This window comes from Cellvibrio mixtus subsp. mixtus J3-8 (assembly GCF_000766945.1).
In the GTDB taxonomy this organism is placed as follows: Bacteria; Pseudomonadota; Gammaproteobacteria; order Pseudomonadales; family Cellvibrionaceae; genus Cellvibrio; species Cellvibrio mixtus_A.
The window spans coordinates 687,398-704,445 of record NZ_KN266207.1 but is presented as its reverse complement, the minus strand read 5'-3'; the positions used below and the strand labels follow the sequence as shown (position 1 = coordinate 704,445).

Sequence of the window (17,048 nt, the reverse complement as noted above, 5' to 3'; positions counted from 1 at the left end):
CCCAGTAACAAAAAGCCCGATTCGACCAGCAAATCGGGCTATTGATGAATCACAATTAAATTGCTATCAATCATCCGCTATTTCTATATCGGGAAAACCAGTTGCCTGCGCATTATGAACGTCCACATTGGCAATTAATTTGCGTGCGATATCGCGGTAACGCTGACTAATGGCAGAATCCGGGTTGGCAGCAACAGAAGGTTTACCCGCATCAGCATCCGCGCGGATCGATAAATCCAACGGCAAAGAGCCCAGCAATTCAGTGTGGTAATCCCGTGCAATACGTTCGCCACCACCGGCACCGAAAATGTGCTCTTCATGGCCACAATTAGAGCAAATATGGATCGCCATATTTTCTACAACACCAAATACCGGCACATTCACTTTGCGAAACATTTCAATGCCTTTTTTCGCATCGAGCAATGCAATGTCTTGCGGTGTAGTCACAATCACCGCTCCCGTTACCGGCACCTTTTGCGCGAGCGTGATTTGAATATCGCCAGTGCCTGGAGGCATGTCGATAACCAGATAATCCAGATTATCCCAACGAGTTTGCATCAATAATTGTTGCAGTGCTCCTGTCGCCATAGGGCCGCGCCATAGCATGGGTGTTTCTTCGGTAACAAGATAACCCATAGAGATAGACTGGATTCCATACGCTTGTAACGGCACCATTTGTTGCTTGCCTGGCTCACCAACGATCTCCGGGCGGCGCTGGCCTATACCCAACATATGTGGCTGGCTGGGGCCGTAAATATCCGCATCGAGAATACCAACGCGCGCACCTTCCGCAGCGAGCGCCAAGGCAAGGTTTACCGCCGTGGTAGATTTACCTACGCCGCCCTTGCCCGACGCCACCGCAATGATATTTTTAACCTGGGGAATTGACTGGGGAGAAACAGCACTATGAGACATTGCCATACATACAACCTTTACCAAAAATTATGGCGGGTACTTTAACAAAAAAACGTGCGAAAAACTGACGTATTTATATTCTGCAATTCAAGGGCAAATCTTTTATTTCTATAGTCGTTCTATTTTCACCCACAGCTTGCATCCCATCAGGTGCAACTGCCCTGCCGCAAATCCAGGAGATCGGGCTTTGCGGTGAGCCGGTAACGACAATCGGTTGGATAGTCAGTGTTTTATTTTTTATGGAAGGATGAGCCTTATTGCCAAAATGCAAATGAAAAGCACCATTTTCCATCTCCACACGGTCAATATAATTGCCTAAGATTTTATCCGCAGCAGGAATGCCCGCTTCCTGGTTATTTTTCAAAAAAACCTGTGCACTTTTATGATAAAAGGCAACCAACTTTTTGTAGTCCTCGATCAGGTCGATCGATTCAATAACCTGTTTGCGAGCGATTGCGGGATCAGGCGATGGCAAAGCCAACAGTGCGAGAATGGCAATAATCGCCATGACTACCAGTACTTCAATTAAAGTAAAACCTCGCATTGGCATAGACATAATCCTTGATTACTGTTAGCGAATAAATTTCGCTACATACCAGCAGCTGGCTTCAATGTGAAAGCCCTGCTCCTTTGCCCATTTTAATCCGCAGTACACTAATTTCTCCGCAAGGCCTTTACCGCGCAACGCGGGTGGAACATAGGTGCTGTAAAAATCCACTGAAGCTTTATCGCCTTGCGTGGATAGGCGATACGCAAGTACTGCGTCCTCTTCACCATCCTGTTGAATCACAAATTTGTGCTGTCCGGGTAAATGCTGGACTTCAGCCATAACAAGCTCCAGAACCAATTTGAATTACTATAGCCCATAAAAAATTACTATAACCCATAAAAAAAATCCCCTGTCACTTGTGGCGAACAGGGGATTTTTTCGGGACTATTTAAACCTTCGAACCCCAAAGGTCATATTCATCCGAATGCTCAATCAATACATTCACAAGATCACCCGGTTTTACATCTTCTTCGCCATTTAAATAAACACAACCGTCGATTTCAGGTGCATCCGCAAAACAGCGGCCAATTGCACCTTCTTCATCGACTTCATCAATCAATACTTGTAAGGTTTGACCCACTTTACGTTTCAAACGTTCAGTCGAAATTCGCTGTTGTAATTGCATGAAGCGATCATAGCGCTCTTGCTTGATGTCATCAGGTACTGGATTTGGCAAATCATTGGCCTTGGCACCATCAACCGGTGAATATTGGAAACAGCCAACGCGGTCCAGTTGTGCTTCTTCCAGGAAATTCAGCAACTCCTGAAAATCCTCTTCCGTTTCGCCCGGAAAGCCCACAATGAACGTAGAACGAATGGTGAGGTTTGGCACTTGCTCGCGCCAGTTTTTGATACGTTCCAATGTTTTTTCTACCTGACCCGGGCGACGCATTTTGCGCAACAAGGTGGGACTGGCGTGCTGAAAAGGAATATCCAGATAAGGCAACACTTTGCCCTGCGCCATCAGCGGAATAATGTTATCCACGTGCGGATATGGGTAAACATAATGCAAGCGCACCCAGACACCCAATTCACCCAAGGCAGCGGCAAGTTGATACATGTCAGTTTTTAGCGGGCGACCATCCCAGAAATCGGTACGGTGTTTAATATCGACACCGTAGGCGGAAGTATCTTGTGAAATAACCAGCAACTCCTTTACACCGGCTTTTACCAGGCGCTCCGCCTCACCCATTACTTGCCCGATGGGGCGACTCACCAGTTTGCCACGCATATCCGGGATAATGCAGAAACTGCAAGAGTGGTTGCAGCCTTCCGATATTTTTAAATACGCATAATGGCGTGGAGTCAGTTTGATGCCTTGCGGCGGCACCAAATCAGTGAATGGATTGTGCTGTGGCTTGGGCGGCAAATGCTGGTGAACTTGTGACAACACCTCTTCATACGCATGCGCGCCGGTGATTCCCAATACATTGGGATGAACCTGAATGATTTCGTCTTTTTTTGCCCCCAAACACCCGGTGACCAGCACCTTACCGTTTTCCGCCAACGCTTCACCGATAGCACCCAGTGACTCCTGCACAGCGCTGTCGATAAAACCACAGGTATTTACAATCACCATATCAGCATCGTTATAGGTGGGCACAATGTTGTAACCCTCCGTGCGCAACTGGGTGAGGATGCGCTCGGAATCCACCAGATTCTTGGGGCAGCCAAGCGACACAAAACCAATGGTATTTCCTTTATTGCCACCGGATTGCACCTGACTGGCCAGGGTTTTGGCAGGGGTATCCAGGGTAGTGGTTTGGCTTGGATCAAAGGAATTTACGGTCATAAAGGCTCATGAAGTCCGGGGGACAGAAAAAAGGCGGCTATTGTAGGGGTTTAGCGAGCGTTTTGCATGTAGTAGATGGTTATAAAAACCCGCATCACTAAACCGTCATACGGCTTTCAGGGAATTGTCATACAGGAATGCTAGGTTCGGAGCTCCTCATTGTTAACCCGAAAGGATCATCCATGAAAAAAATCCCGCTCCTCTTTGCCAGTATTTTTACCTTGCCTGCGGCTGTAATGGCCAATCCGGATGTGACCACCCGCGAATACAAATTGCTGTTAAACCCTGCCCTGTTTACCTCGGCTACAGAATCCACCAAAGTCGCAGATTATTTCGCAAGCTTTACCGGAGCCGTAGAGTCAGCTATTGCGCGTGACGTTTCCGGCAGTTTGACATTGGATAAAACCCGCACTGTAAAATTTTACGATACTGCCGGCAGCTGCTTGCTGGATGACCTGGGTTACATTTTCCGCGATCGCATTGAAAACGGTCAGTCCGAAGTTACCCTGAAATTCCGCAGCCCGGATTCCTATATTGCCGACTTTGAAGATTTATCTGCATCCAGCAACCAGGCAAAGACAAAACTCGAAGCCGATATCGGCAGCAAAAGCGGCACCGCATTCAATATCGTTTACGGACACTCAACAACATCCCCTAATACGCGCACTATTAATAATTTCGAAGATATTAATGTGCACTTTCCCGGCTTTGATACCAATTACGGGATTGCTGACTCAACCACATTATCGCTGGTAGGAAACTTATCAATTTATGAGCGGGTTTATGACGGTGGAATTATCGACTTGGGTTCTATTGATGCTGAAGTAAGCGTAACCCTGTGGTACAGCAGTGTGCCAAGCGGCTCGCAAAAGCCAGTGGTGGTAGAAGTGTCATTCAAATACGAAGACCCCAGCGCAGATTACACCAAAGCCGTTGTTAACCGGGCCAAACAATCCTTTGATGCAATACAAACCTTAAGCAGCTGGAACTCAACCAGCTCAGTGACAAAAACCCAATTCATTTATCAATACAATCCAACATTCTGTAATTAATTTTTTGTTTAATTTATTCTTCAATTAAAAAATCCGGCTGCATACCCGGATTTTTCTATTCAGGTTTTATAGTTCGCTAACTGCCGTTGTATTTCACCGGTGATACGAGCGACCCGTTCCGAGGCAAGCAATGTCTCCTGTACCCGTTGATGGTTTTCATCACTGTTATTATTGATGCGCGTGATGTTGTTATTAATATCTTCGGCCACATGGCTTTGTTCATGTACGGATGCTGAAATCTCCCGATTCAAATGACCCAATTCGGAAACCGCCGAAAGCACTTGCTGGATTGAATGCCCTGAATCGCCCGCCGCACTCACATTAGCGTGAGCCTGGTCTTCCGCCACACGCATTTTTTCAAATGCCTGCACCGAGTTTGTCTGGAATCGTTTTACCATTTTATCCACCTCTTCCGTTGAAGTTTGGGTGCGGCTTGCCAATGAGCGAACCTCATCAGCCACTACAGCAAAACCGCGCCCTTGCTCACCGGCGCGCGCGGCCTCAATAGCGGCATTTAACGCAAGCAGATTGGTTTGCTCTGCAATCGAACGAATTACATTTAGCACTGCACCAATTTCATTACTGGCTCCCGCCAATGCATCAATACCTTTGGCCGCCTGTTCTATATTGGCGGCAAGCGCCTGGGTAGAAGCGATGGTCGCATGTAGATTGGTATAACCCCGCTCCGCATCCTGCTGGGCTTTTGTGGCAGCTTGCGCAACGTTATCAGCATGGTCTGCCACCTGTTGCGCAGCATTACTCATTTCATAGATAGCACTGGCGATGCTATTGATATCCTGGCTTTGCCTAGTGACAGATTGTGAAGACTGGGTTGCAATTAATTTTAATTGCGATGCCGACAAAAATAATTCTTCCGTAGATTTTGCAATCGAATTGACGGTGCCCTGTAATCTGTCCATCAAATCATCAACACCGTTCGCGAGCTCCGCCAATTCATCATTTCCACCAGATCTGAAGCGTTGGGTCAAATCACCTTCACCACTCACAATATCACGCAATCGCTGAATGGTTTGATGCAGTGGCCGCACAATCACCCATTGAATCAATAGATAAACAATTACCAGGATTATCAAACCGGCCAACAATACCAGCAACGATGTAAGCGCTGACGAAGCAAATACCAACGCGGAAATTTCGGCGCGCGAATACGCTGTAATAATTTCATAATTCCAGGCACTAAAGCGGGTAGAATTTAATTGCCATTGAGGATCGCGGGAATTAATAATGCGATCTACCTCTGCAGTTTCCATATTGGTAGAGTGAATACGGGTTGCACCAAGATCATCCCTTATCGCAACAAAACCATTTTCCAGCACCCGGCTTTTTTCAATCGCCGTAAATAATTCCTGTAAGTCCGCTTTGTAACCCACATACCAGACCCCGATCACATTGCCACTTACATCGTGAATAGGTTCGTAACCGGTCAAATACGGGCTACCCAAAATATCAACCAGGCCATAGAAAGCTTTATTTTGCTGGATCTGCTTTATTGCTGCCCCCTGCGGCGCCAGCACCGTACCTGTTGCCCGGCCCTCAGGAGTCATGACATTGGTAGATATGCGTACGTAGTCAGCCCCATCTTTGGAAAAAATAGTTGCTGTTCCGCCCATAATGGCGGTGACTTTATCGACAAGGGTAAATTGATTAGCGATTGCAGTATCACCTAGCAACAAATCAGGCACATCACGATCACCAACCTTCACCCTTTCCCCCTGGCGCGCACTACCTATTTGTCCACCCAATTCACGCAGCAACGCCATACTATTTTTTACGCGCTCGGACATAACTGAATCTATAACCCCCAGCAAATGCAATGCCTCAGTGCTGATCCGTTCACTTTCAGCATTTGCATTGGCCTGGATAGATTTTCGTTCCAGGAAATAAATACTCACGGCACACAGAAAAATCCCGGCCAATAAAATTGCGCCAAGTGCAAACATAAATTTTTTGGTAATGGACATGGCAGCACCCCGACAATGCCGACTGCAAAAGTGTGTAAATCAGAGATAAAAGGAGTTTAGCTGGTGCGAATCAATTTACTAACCAAGCGCCACATCGAAGAAAAATATAAATTGAGGATGCAAAAAACAAATTAAAAAATTTTTGTTCAGAACAAGATGAGATTATTTACTGCCTCGGAACAATCAATGGGCAGGATTAATCGGTACAAACCGGCTATAAGTTCCATTTACATCAATAGCAGCAATCTGGAATTCGTAATCACCTTTAAGGTAATCAAAATAATAAGTGTCAGTAAAACCGCTGGGAATATTAACGTAGGTAAAATCAACTTTATTGCGCAACTTATAGCGAACCTGATAGCCACTAATCTCATTAATATCCAACACTGCGCCATTTTCACGCCGGCTCGGAACCGCCCAATACAACACTACCGGCCCTTGAACACTAACCGATGATGAAGCGCCTGACGTTTTCGCCACCGCTGATGATTTTGCGGAAGACTTTGTCGAGCTCGTTGGCGTCGATGAAACAGATGACGGCGTCTGCTGTTTTGGTGAGCTTGAAGATGACTTTGAAGCAGGGGATTGGGGCGGTGCTGATGACTTGGATAAGGGGGATGACTGGGCAGATTCCGGTTGCTTCGACGAAGAAGGTTGTATTACAACGCTGGAAGAAACCGCATTGGAAACGGGCGCTACCGGGGTAGATGCATTTGCTCCCCCGCCGCCGCCACAGGCCATCGTAAACAAGGGAGCCACCAGGGTAAATGCCAGCGTGGTTTTGCGCATGCGACTTTGGCGAGCGAGATTTTTTTTCAGTTGGTCGCGGGTAATAAAACCCAATTCAATCAGGATTTCACCAATCTCATTGTGCCATCCCTCAGGCGCATCGGCACCGCGCAACAAATGCCGGGCCTGTTGCAAATCCAGGGCCTGGAGTAATTGGGGGCGAGAGATAAGCCCTCGCTCCATCAAAATATCGCCAATGCGTGTGGGCTTGTTTGATTCAAACATATTGACCTCCATACATCCCGGCTAACACCTCAGCTTAGTGATTATAAACCTACAGGTCGTTAAGCAAATGATCACTTGAAAAACACAATCAAAATCCGCACCAACTTTATTAAACCCTCACAATTACACGGAGCTTAAAATTTGCAGTTAAGTTCTATAGATTAAATGCATAAAAAAATATTCTGTGTGCAATTTTATTTCATATGAATTTTTATACGCGTTAATGCATTTTCAATAGATTGGCGTGTGGTGCCTATATTCATTCGCATAAAACCACTGCCGCCATCACCAAATACTACGCCGGGACTCAAACCCAATTTGCACTCGTGGATAAAAAAATCCCGCAGCGCAGCATCATTGAAACCCAGCTCACGGCAATCCAGCCACAGCAAATAGGTAGCCTCAGGCTTTGTCATTTTTATTCTTGGTAACTGCCGAGCGATGAATTCCGTTGCGAAATCGCGCGTTGCTTTTAAATATTGCAGCAGCGCATCCAACCATGCTTCACCACCGCGATAGGCAGCCTCATAGGCAGCAATACTAAATGGATTACTATTTCCAACATGCAATGTTTCAAATATTTTTTTCATTGCATCACGCTGGATTTTGTCGGGAATAACCAACGCAGACAAGCCTAATCCGGGAATATTAAATGTTTTGTTCGGCGCAATAGTAGTAACAATTTTATCTCCTGGTTGTGCCAGGCGGCCTAACATAGTGTGAGTACTGTCGGGATAAACCAGATCACAATGGATGTCATCGGAAAGAATCGTTAAATTGTACCTGCGAGCAATAGCCAACACCTGATTTAACTCATCAACTGACCACACTCGCCCCACAGGGTTATGGGGAGTACACAGCATTAATAAACGCGCGCCCTGTTGTGCGCAAATTTCCAGGTGATCAAAATCAATTTCATACCGGCCATTAATTTCGCGAAGAGGATTATTAAGTAATTTACGATTATTCGTTGTGACTGCCGAAAAAAAAGGAAAATAAACAGGCGATTGAACAATCACACCTTCACCTTCCCGGGCAAAAGCATGTACCGCAGCAAACAACGACGGTACAACACCCGGCGCCATCACAATCCATTCACGTTCAATATGCCATTGGTGGCGACGGGCAAACCAATCAATAGTCGCCTGGTAGAGCGATTCAGGATAGAGAGAATAACCAAATATCGGGTGATCCAATCGTTGTTGCAATACACGGGTAACACATTCCGGCACAGCAAAATCCATATCCGCGACCCATAAGGGGGATACATCCGCCGTACCGAAATAATGTTGGCGACCATCAAATTTTACTGAATTGGTATTTTCGCGATTAACAGGCAAATCAAAGTTAAATGTCATATTCAAATCTATTCGTATAAAAATTATTGGTTGGTTTGGCGTACAGCATCTTCACTACCCGGCCAACCTTCATATTGCGGAACCGAATCCGTAATAGTATGCCAGCTCGCTTTTGATCCAACAAAAATATGAGCCTGCACTTCTATAGCATCGATCCCCTCAATTCCCCCCAGGGGAATTCCCAGAATATCCGGCTTATTGTCATAAGTACTGATTAAAGGTGAACCACAGGTTTTGCAAAAAAATTTGGTGACATAATCAGAAGACTTATACGCTGTTAAATTATCAGCCCCCTTCAACCATACAAATTGGGTTTTGTTGATAGACGCACGGGTCCTGAATGCAGCTGCATGCCAACGGCGACATTTTGAACAGTGACAGTTATAGACAGGGCCAAGCTCACCTTCAATTTTGTACTCAATTGCTTCACACAAACATTTTCCACGCATTTATTTCACCTTCCTGCTTTATTTGACGTTTGGCAAATACTTAATGCCGCAATGGTCACCCATCGCAGAATCCGTAATTGTTTGTAATAACCACATTTCAGTTATCGCCTATACTACCCCAGGATTTTAGCTATGCGATATTTTTCCAATCCGTTTCCCGTTAAGGAGCAAACCATGAGCAATGCCACCAGCATTACCAGGGACTTATCAGGCAATGCATTTCTTGATCCAACATTTGCCAATTTATTGGCCGCTGCCGCTGCAGCCGCTTACACAGATTTTGCCAATACCAATAATCCTGGATACACGCCACCTGCGTTAATTTTTGATGGTATTGGCTTTAATTTCCTTCAACGATTCACCGGATTTGATGATGTTATTTGGGGCAGCGGAGAAGAAGAACGTTATGCATTGCTGTATCAATCAGCGTCGCAAAATAATACCTATTTAATTGCATTTCGTGGTACTTCATCAGTAGATGATATGCTGCTGGACCTTGAATCCGGTTCATCGCTTGCATTCATTCCGTTTTACAATTCCAGCAACTTTCCTAAAAACGTTTACGTGGGCGATGGCTTCAATAAAATTTACCTCACCCAAAAAAATACCATGCCAGCGTCTTTGCAAAAGCAGATTTTTACTGCGCTGGGCAAACTGCCTGATCCTCCTACAGAAATTTTTATTACCGGCCATAGCCTCGGTGGTGCGCTCGCCAGTTTATTTACACTTGATATGGCCGTTAGCCTGCCGGATGTGGGCATTACCAGTATCACATTTGCCAGCCCACGCGTAGGAAGCAGTAATTGGCAAACTGTTTACGATCAAACCTATCACTTACAAGATAAAACAATTCGCGTGCGCAACTCTTACGATTTGGTTCCCAAAGCTCCCCCGGCTAATTGGCCTTTCAGTTTTAAAGATATAGGGCAAGAATTTTTAGTGTCTTTTAACGTTGAAAATAATCATATCGAAGTATCCGATATTATCTTGTCCTGGCATGCGCTGACAAATTACACATATGTCGTCACTCGCGCTGTTACTGTAACACCACAACTATGGACAGGAGAATTTCCTGATCAAACCCACAATGGTTGGAATATGCTTAGCTACAATCCCGATGCAGCCAGCTCTGCACTTGAACAAGCCAATTCGCGCGACGACGTAAAACAGCTACTCGAAAAACAAAATACAACACCCACGGTTGCAGTGTAGTTTTTTCATTACAAAAACCTAAAACAGTTTGCCGCTGTATAACAATCAGTAACTGTAAATACATTTTATTTAACTATCTATCAGACAATACATGTTTGGTTTTCCGCAACCCCCCGCACTTAGCAATATCAATGTAATATTTTCCCATCGACTAACGCTCTCCAACAGAGGGCGTTGATGCTCAACCTGGCATTAACTTACATTTATAACTTATCAGATCTACATAGTTGACCTTGGCACAAGGATTGCCTGACTAACATCCAGTAACTCGTTTGTTGGATTCAGGAAAACCTGTAGCCAATTAAACAGTCAAGACGAAATTCAGTAAAACCCAATAGAATCAATGGTCCACCCGGGCATGCTCAGGTACTAATGATTTTAGCTATGGACATTTTTTGAAATCATGTCCGAATGTTTGCAGGTTTTGGGTAATACGGCGGGTGATTTTGATGAAAGTATGTCTGTAGCCTGGGAATTTTTTACAAAGCGTATCCGGGTTGTAAGGGCACTGAGACCCACTGTGAAATTAAGTAACATCGGTATCAGTGTTAAACAAAGCTTAACCGTGAATAAAAATTTAACCGTGGAAAAAGGAGTCTTGTATGTCTGGCCTGGTGGTTCAAAAAGAGTATTCTGCACGTTACGGTTTAAAGCTGGCAGTCAATGATATGGATGTTGCCCAGCAAATTGCTGAAGACACTTATCGCAAACTTGTTGGTCGTGATATTTTGTGGAGTGAAATACACGATATACAGCAATTAATTCTGGAGTTGCGAGTATGGATTGGAATTGTTAAATCTGGAAAAACATGCCATTGATTTAACGATTATTTCTGTCGTCAGTTTTATTTTGATCATTAAAATCGTGGAAATATTCATCTGCGAAATCAGTATCAATTCTTTTTAAACTTCGCCAGATTCTCGGGGCATCCAACGTTGCCATCCTGAAGAAAGACCAATCACCAAAATGGTCAAACTTTCTCGCAGAAGTTAATAATGGCGCTTTATTAAGGCAAATATAGCGCTTTTTCTGTGACTTGCCGTAAGCCTTTATGCGTCGTGCAAGGTCTACATCTTCTACGATTAATAAGTTCTCATCAAAACCGGACACAGACCGAAAGGTATCAGCTGCAGCCCAAAACGCCCCTGCTGACAATCCAGTTAATTTAACGGCGAAATCCAAACACAATTCACTCATCCTTATTCCTAACGAACGTCGGTCGTAACGAATTGGCATGCCGCCACCAATAATATCCTGCTTGCTTAATGCCTCTACCACCAATGCCAGGGATTGTGGATGCAAGCGGCTATCCGCATCACAAGTCACCAGGATGTCTCCTGTTGCCTCAGCAATTCCCCTGTTCCTGACAGCGGCAATACAGCGACTTCCATCAACTACAGTGAATGCATCATAACGTTTAGCAATCTGTTCCGTTGCATCGTTGCAGCGATTCAGCACTACAATTATTTCAACAGTTTGATGCACATTATTTGAGGCTGCCACTATTGCTGCAAGGCAACCGTTGATGTATCGCTCTTCATTGTGGGCAGGAATAATGATAGAAATTTTTTTTGCATCATTCATAGTAACAACACACCTGTTACCTAAACACTTGAATAATTACCATAACGGCACCAGGGAATTTACAACCGCACCTGGTGTTTTGCAACTATTGAACATTACAACACATAAAAATCAAAGAGAGGTAACAATGAGGAATCGCGTAGAGGTAGCGCCGCCGGATCAGGTTATTGCGACGACGCAGTTCTTTATTAGCATCCCAACTCAGATTTTAATCCTCCCAGGCCGCGCTCCACAGGTGCCTGAATACTGGAAGATAAAGAGGGCATAATATTTAAACCAGTGCGCAATTCCACTTCATCTATAGTGACTTCCTTACCACAAAAATTGTCATTGCGTCCGGAGTTCTGATTCATAATAAATGCAGAAGCTTTTACCGTACTTCCATTTACCAATATAACCACTTTGAAATAGGCAGAAGGAATAATATGGAACTCGTCTGCATTGGGCAAAGTACCAAAATAGTGTTCATTCAACGGGCCCGTGACTACATACAAATCTTTCGCCTTACCCCGCACATACGTCCGCTCTGCATTTTCCAATCGTTCCCAGGGGCCCTGATTTAAATTTGCGGCTTGCGGGGTGATGTTGGATAAATAATTCAATGCTTGCCAATCAGTTGTATTGCTAAAAGAAGCTAATGGAACCTGATGGCCCCGGTCTGTGCCCAATACAGCAGCGGCGTTATCGTAATCGGCAGGCTCAAGGGTATTGGCAGAATTAATAGCCGGATCTGCGCGCCAGGTACGGGTGCGCGACGGACCATCTATCGTTGAAGGAGTTACATGGTATGCAACCCAATTGGCGAATTTTGATGAACTGTTATTATTTAATGTATAAATAGAGCGCTCAACAATTTGGCCTGAAACGCCAGTGGGACAACCGTAAATGCAATTAGCGGCATGAAGATCAAACGCTACCAAAGCAAGTGTAGAAACCAAAATAGACGACAATTTTTTCATTACATCTCTCCTTAAAAGAAAAATGCGCCAGCAATAATTTGCATGGCGCCGGAGAAACGATCATCGTCGTGGGTGATTAAAAATTTATGATGCTTTTAATACAGATTATTTAAGTTTTAGTGACTAACAAAAACCAGTTTTTTCGTCTGCAACGTTAAAAGGAAGATAGCCATTACTTTATTTTAATAAAAAATTTCCCGCGCAAGGAAATCACAGGAAAAACCCTGCGCATAAACATTTGGTAATACACAATGAGTAGTGGCAAACTCAGGTTACTGCTGCAGGCCTCAAAACTTCGTAGCGCAATTCCACCATGCCCTCGCCCATTTGCAGTACGGATTTCAATTTCAACGCCGGGCTTAATGTTCGCCGGGGAAAAACTGGCTGGCCTTTTCCCAGAGTCACGGAACCAACCTGAATAATCATTTCCTCCAGCAAACCTGCATCATAAAATTGTGCAGCAAAATCGCCGCCACCTACGATCCAGATATTTTTGCCATTCGCTGCCGTAACCATTCGTTCATGATAATCACGCACATCACCTTGCACGTAATGAATATTCGCACCCGAGATAGTTGGTAATGTCCTATGGCTAAAAACCCAGGCCGGTTGGGCATAAGGCCATGGAGATCCCATTTGGGCTTTTATCGTATCCGCATTACGCAACATCCATTCATAGGTACTCGACCCCATGGCGATTGCGCCTACCTGTTCAATAAATTCCGGATAACTGGATTGATGGATATCCGCAAGGGAAAACAACCAATCCAACGAATGATCTTCTGTGGCAATAAAACCATCGAGACTTGAGGCAGTGTAGTACTGGGTTTTCATTATTGCTCCTTAACCTGATTCATATCAGGCTAAGGATAGCAATATTTTTTGACAGGAATTGTCAGGTGTTTCAGGCACTCAACGCACAGGTTATTTTATTCGCTCCCAAAATGTAACCTCGGAAAGCGTATGTTGAAACTTGCGTTTTGTTTCGCGAATGACAAAGGGGACTTCTTGCGGGCCTTGTATCAAACGGAAATGTTTATCCAGATGTTCATGTAAACCATCTAATGTTGTAAAACTCTCACCGTCTTTTTTAAAGCCACCGACCCAATCCTCACGAGGGGTGTGTTCAGCTAACCATGTGTATGGCGAGGTAAGCATAAGTACACCACCTATGTTCAACCGTTCGTGAATTGCATTGAGGAATTTTGCAGGATTGTAGAGGCGATCAATGAGGTTGGCGGCGAGTATGAAATCATAACCCGTAAAAACAGATTTCAAATTGCAAGCATCGCCCTGGGAAAACTCCACTTTGTTTGTGGTTCCTGCCAAGCCCAAATCAGCAAGTGAACGGGATTTATAGGAGACGAGTTCACCTTCATCAGCAAGGGTGTAACGCAGGGTGTCGCCGCTCGCGAGTTGCACACCGAGGTTAATAAAACGCGCGGAGAAATCCACACCAGTAACTTTATCGAAATGACGGGCCAATTCAAATGTTGCACGACCCGTTGCACAACCTAAATCCAATGCTTTGCGTTTTGGTTTATCGACTAAAACATTTACCGCCAAATCCACTAATGACCTGGAAAAGTTAGGTACACCGAAATATTCGTCGCCGTAATGGAATTCTGCATATTCCGACACCAATTTGTCGGTTTCATAATGGGAACTGGGCACAGGTTTTATTTCTCCGGAAACAACATAACGGAAGCCCGCATGTTGGAAAAAGTGGCGGCGAAAGGCATAGCGCGATGAATATAAACTTTCATTGCCACAGGAAATCCATGAACCACCTTTGATTAAATTATGGCGCTCGTCAAATGTGGGTGTGGTAAAGTCATCATAAATGGTGTGAACTTCAAAACCATCGAAAGGATAAATCGGCGTTTCAGTCCATTGCCATACATTCCCTATGACATCAAAAAATTCGCCATGGGCAAATTGGTTTACCGGGCACGATGATGCACCATAATCCAAATGAACATTGGCATTCGCAACCTGCTCATTAACATTTTTTAAACCGGCGGTGTCGTAAAGACGATACCATTCGTCTTCTGTTGGCAATCGTACTGGCGTTCCAGTTTCCGATTTTTTCCAATTACAAAATGCTTTGGCTTCGTGATAATTGACCTCCACTGGCCAATCCCAAGGCATGGCAATTTCTTCGGTCATTAAACGCAAATACCAACCGTTGGTTTTCTTTACCCAAAATGTAGGGTGTTGCACCTTGGTAAATGCAAGCCACCCCTTCCCTTCCTCTTCCCAATTATGGGAATTTAAATAGCCGCCCGCTTCGACAAATTGCAAAAATTCCTGGTTACTCACTAAAAATTTTGCTGCATCAAATGCGGGTACATCAGCTTCATGCGTACCGTATTCATTATCCCAACCATAAAATGGATCAGTTTTATTTTTCGCAAGACGCACATGCCCTGCATTCACTTTTACCAATTCATTTTGCGGCGCGATACCGGTAAATTGATTGGGTTTCCAGTTGGCTGATTGTTTTACAAAATCCAGTTTATGCTGGCGAATTAATACCGACGATGTTTCAAGGTGAATGCGTTCATGCTCAATCCCCATGATGATCGCCCACCAGGGATTATCCCAATCTACCGGCAATTGCAACGGTGCCGTGTCAATTAAATTCACCACCAGCGCACGCACTTGATCGCGATAGGTTTTTACTTCTGCCGGTGTAGGCCATTCGTAGTGGGCATCGTTGAGATCATCCCAACTCATTTCGTCCACACCCACTGCAAACATGGATTCAAAGCGCTGGTTAATACGCTCGCCGATCATGCGAGTCAATAACAACTTATTAACAAAAAATGTTGCCGTGTGACCGTAATAAAAAATCAGCGGATGACGCAGGCTAATTGGTTTGGTGTAAAACGCCTGATCATTAGCCAGGCATTCAAACAAAGATTCGTAGGTGATAAAGGTATCCAGAAAATAATGTCGTAACATGCGGCGCATGCTGGCCTCATCACCTTCACGCAAATCAGGGGTCCTACTGAAAAGAGGATTCCGGGTGAAAAGTGATGCATCGGAAATCAATTGGGGTTCAGGGGAAATCGCAGTGGATTCGCCAAGTGTTTTACGCAAGGAGGATTCTCCTGAATGCATCGTTAAACTCCTGATGTGTCCTATTGGCAAGGTAACAAGGGCGGAACAACATGCTCTGGATGAGCCAACAGAGTTCCGCCTTATGGATGTAGATGCAGCATAAAGGTGATGGTTTCAAGTTAGCGATAACTTTTGTCATAACCTTTCAATAAGTCGTTAGCAATTTATTACTATTAATCAGGCTGCTGGCGGCCAACATAATCCTTGGCAAATTGCCATGCAACCCGGCCACTGCGCGCACCGCGCGTCCGGTGCCATAACAACGCAGCGTCCTGAACCTGGTCACTCCAGGTTCCACCGAGGTTAACCACCCAATAATTGGCTGCGGCCAGATAATCGTCCTGGCTAAAAGGGTAAAAGCTTAGCCACAGGCCGAAACGTTCGGATAAAGATACTTTCTCTTCAATACTATCGTTAGGGCGAATTTCCCCGTCTTCGTAACTAACTACATCCAGATTGTCGCGCATTTTTTGCGGTAACAAGTGGCGACGGTTACTGGTTGCATAGAACAACATATTTGCCGTTGGCGCAGCGATAGAGCCATCCAACACTGATTTCAGCGCTTTATAGCTGATTTCCCCTTCTTCAAAAGATAAATCGTCGCAGAAAATGATGAATTTCTCGGGGCGCTCACCGACAAGGTCAACAATATCGGCCAGATGTAGCAGGTCAGTTTTATCGACTTCGATAATCTTCAAGCCATCTTTAGCGAATGCGGTCCAAACGGCCTTAACCAGGGTGGACTTTCCCGTACCACGCGCGCCCGTGAGCAATACATTATTCGCTTGGTGCCCCGCTACAAACTGGCGCGTGTTACGCACTATCGAGCTCTTTTGGGTTTCGATGTTTTTCAGCGCATCCAGTTCCACATAATGCGGGTGCTTGACGGCCTGTAAATAGCCATTACCGTTAGGCTTTACTCGCCAGCGAAAAGCGCTGGCCGACCAATCAGGTTCTGCTGCAGCTACAGGCAATATGGCTTCTACACGATTTACAAGTTGTTCAAGGCGAGTAATAAACTGATCAAAATCTGGCACGCTAAAATTCCCTAGGTT

15 protein-coding genes and 1 pseudogene are annotated in these 17,048 nt (G+C 44.9%); 3 read left to right on the top strand and 13 right to left on the bottom strand.

The window, feature by feature from the left end; genetic code table 11:
* Positions 1-66 precede the first annotated feature (66 nt).
* The 4 genes and pseudogenes from apbC to rimO form a co-directional block, all read right to left on the bottom strand.
* Positions 67-930, bottom strand: a pseudogene (gene apbC, locus A596_RS08095) (iron-sulfur cluster carrier protein ApbC); the annotation flags it as partial.
* Positions 931-988: 58 nt separating this feature from the next.
* Positions 989-1,465, bottom strand: a complete 477-nt coding sequence (locus A596_RS08090) for a pilin (protein ID WP_052417337.1) — start codon at positions 1,463-1,465, stop codon at positions 989-991.
* A 21-nt stretch (positions 1,466-1,486) separates the two neighbouring features.
* Positions 1,487-1,744 carry a GNAT family N-acetyltransferase gene (locus A596_RS08085; protein WP_039913616.1) on the bottom strand — a complete coding sequence of 86 codons (258 nt, stop codon included), beginning with the start codon at positions 1,742-1,744 and terminating at the stop codon, positions 1,487-1,489.
* A gap of 109 nt (positions 1,745-1,853) precedes the next feature.
* Positions 1,854-3,257, bottom strand: coding sequence for a 30S ribosomal protein S12 methylthiotransferase RimO (gene rimO / locus A596_RS08080; protein WP_039913615.1), 1,404 nt, complete (start codon positions 3,255-3,257; stop codon positions 1,854-1,856).
* A gap of 182 nt (positions 3,258-3,439) precedes the next feature.
* On the opposite strand from rimO, the gene A596_RS08075 reads away from it, so the two are divergent.
* Positions 3,440-4,309, top strand: coding sequence for a hypothetical protein (locus A596_RS08075; RefSeq protein WP_039913613.1), 870 nt, complete (start codon positions 3,440-3,442; stop codon positions 4,307-4,309).
* 59 nt (positions 4,310-4,368) lie between these two features.
* On the opposite strand, the gene A596_RS08070 is transcribed toward A596_RS08075, so the two are convergent.
* The 4 genes from A596_RS08070 to A596_RS08055 form a co-directional block, all read right to left on the bottom strand.
* Positions 4,369-6,291: a methyl-accepting chemotaxis protein gene (locus A596_RS08070; protein WP_039913612.1), complete on the bottom strand. Its 1,923-nt coding sequence runs from the start codon at positions 6,289-6,291 to the stop codon at positions 4,369-4,371.
* A gap of 183 nt (positions 6,292-6,474) precedes the next feature.
* Complete coding sequence (locus A596_RS08065) at positions 6,475-7,305, bottom strand: hypothetical protein (protein WP_039913611.1); 831 nt, start codon at positions 7,303-7,305, stop codon at positions 6,475-6,477.
* A gap of 194 nt (positions 7,306-7,499) precedes the next feature.
* Positions 7,500-8,663, bottom strand: a complete 1,164-nt coding sequence (locus tag A596_RS08060; RefSeq protein WP_039913609.1) for a MalY/PatB family protein — start codon at positions 8,661-8,663, stop codon at positions 7,500-7,502.
* Between the two features lie 23 nt (positions 8,664-8,686).
* Complete coding sequence (locus tag A596_RS08055) at positions 8,687-9,112, bottom strand: GFA family protein (protein ID WP_039913608.1); 426 nt, start codon at positions 9,110-9,112, stop codon at positions 8,687-8,689.
* Positions 9,113-9,286: 174 nt separating this feature from the next.
* Here A596_RS08055 and A596_RS08050 point away from each other — a divergent pair, with 174 nt between their 5' ends.
* Both A596_RS08050 and A596_RS08045 read left to right on the top strand, forming a co-directional pair.
* Complete coding sequence (locus tag A596_RS08050) at positions 9,287-10,324, top strand: lipase family protein (RefSeq protein WP_039913607.1); 1,038 nt, start codon at positions 9,287-9,289, stop codon at positions 10,322-10,324.
* A 602-nt stretch (positions 10,325-10,926) separates the two neighbouring features.
* The gene (locus A596_RS08045; protein WP_039913605.1) at positions 10,927-11,142 is read left to right on the top strand and encodes a hypothetical protein; all 216 of its coding nucleotides are present in this window, start codon (positions 10,927-10,929) and stop codon (positions 11,140-11,142) included.
* Position 11,143: 1 nt separating this feature from the next.
* Here A596_RS08045 and A596_RS08040 read toward each other — a convergent pair whose 3' ends face one another.
* The 5 genes from A596_RS08040 to A596_RS08020 form a co-directional block, all read right to left on the bottom strand.
* The gene (locus A596_RS08040) at positions 11,144-11,908 is read right to left on the bottom strand and encodes a glycosyltransferase (RefSeq protein WP_039913604.1); all 765 of its coding nucleotides are present in this window, start codon (positions 11,906-11,908) and stop codon (positions 11,144-11,146) included.
* Positions 11,909-12,096: 188 nt separating this feature from the next.
* On the bottom strand, positions 12,097-12,867 hold the full coding sequence (locus A596_RS08035; protein ID WP_039913603.1) for a DNA/RNA non-specific endonuclease: 771 nt from the start codon (positions 12,865-12,867) through the stop codon (positions 12,097-12,099).
* A gap of 267 nt (positions 12,868-13,134) precedes the next feature.
* Positions 13,135-13,701: a dihydrofolate reductase family protein gene (locus A596_RS08030; RefSeq protein ID WP_039913602.1), complete on the bottom strand. Its 567-nt coding sequence runs from the start codon at positions 13,699-13,701 to the stop codon at positions 13,135-13,137.
* A gap of 90 nt (positions 13,702-13,791) precedes the next feature.
* Complete coding sequence (gene ovoA / locus A596_RS08025; RefSeq protein WP_084128144.1) at positions 13,792-15,993, bottom strand: 5-histidylcysteine sulfoxide synthase; 2,202 nt, start codon at positions 15,991-15,993, stop codon at positions 13,792-13,794.
* Between the two features lie 173 nt (positions 15,994-16,166).
* Positions 16,167-17,030, bottom strand: a complete 864-nt coding sequence (locus A596_RS08020; RefSeq protein WP_039913601.1) for an ATP-binding protein — start codon at positions 17,028-17,030, stop codon at positions 16,167-16,169.
* Positions 17,031-17,048 lie beyond the last annotated feature (18 nt).

Bases quoted from the DNA above. Each gene is read 5' to 3' on its own strand.
- A596_RS08090 (WP_052417337.1), bottom strand. From the start codon at position 1,465: ATGCCAATGCGAGGTTTTACTTTAATTGAAGTACTGGTAGTCATGGCG.
- A596_RS08085 (WP_039913616.1), bottom strand. From the start codon at position 1,744: ATGGCTGAAGTCCAGCATTTACCCGGACAGCACAAATTTGTGATTCAA.
- rimO (WP_039913615.1), bottom strand. From the start codon at position 3,257: ATGACCGTAAATTCCTTTGATCCAAGCCAAACCACTACCCTGGATACC.
- A596_RS08075 (WP_039913613.1), top strand. From the start codon at position 3,440: ATGAAAAAAATCCCGCTCCTCTTTGCCAGTATTTTTACCTTGCCTGCG.
- A596_RS08070 (WP_039913612.1), bottom strand. From the start codon at position 6,291: ATGTCCATTACCAAAAAATTTATGTTTGCACTTGGCGCAATTTTATTG.
- A596_RS08065 (WP_039913611.1), bottom strand. From the start codon at position 7,305: ATGTTTGAATCAAACAAGCCCACACGCATTGGCGATATTTTGATGGAG.
- A596_RS08060 (WP_039913609.1), bottom strand. From the start codon at position 8,663: ATGACATTTAACTTTGATTTGCCTGTTAATCGCGAAAATACCAATTCA.
- A596_RS08055 (WP_039913608.1), bottom strand. From the start codon at position 9,112: ATGCGTGGAAAATGTTTGTGTGAAGCAATTGAGTACAAAATTGAAGGT.
- A596_RS08050 (WP_039913607.1), top strand. From the start codon at position 9,287: ATGAGCAATGCCACCAGCATTACCAGGGACTTATCAGGCAATGCATTT.
- A596_RS08045 (WP_039913605.1), top strand. From the start codon at position 10,927: ATGTCTGGCCTGGTGGTTCAAAAAGAGTATTCTGCACGTTACGGTTTA.
- A596_RS08040 (WP_039913604.1), bottom strand. From the start codon at position 11,908: ATGAATGATGCAAAAAAAATTTCTATCATTATTCCTGCCCACAATGAA.
- A596_RS08035 (WP_039913603.1), bottom strand. From the start codon at position 12,867: ATGAAAAAATTGTCGTCTATTTTGGTTTCTACACTTGCTTTGGTAGCG.
- A596_RS08030 (WP_039913602.1), bottom strand. From the start codon at position 13,701: ATGAAAACCCAGTACTACACTGCCTCAAGTCTCGATGGTTTTATTGCC.
- ovoA (WP_084128144.1), bottom strand. From the start codon at position 15,993: ATGCATTCAGGAGAATCCTCCTTGCGTAAAACACTTGGCGAATCCACT.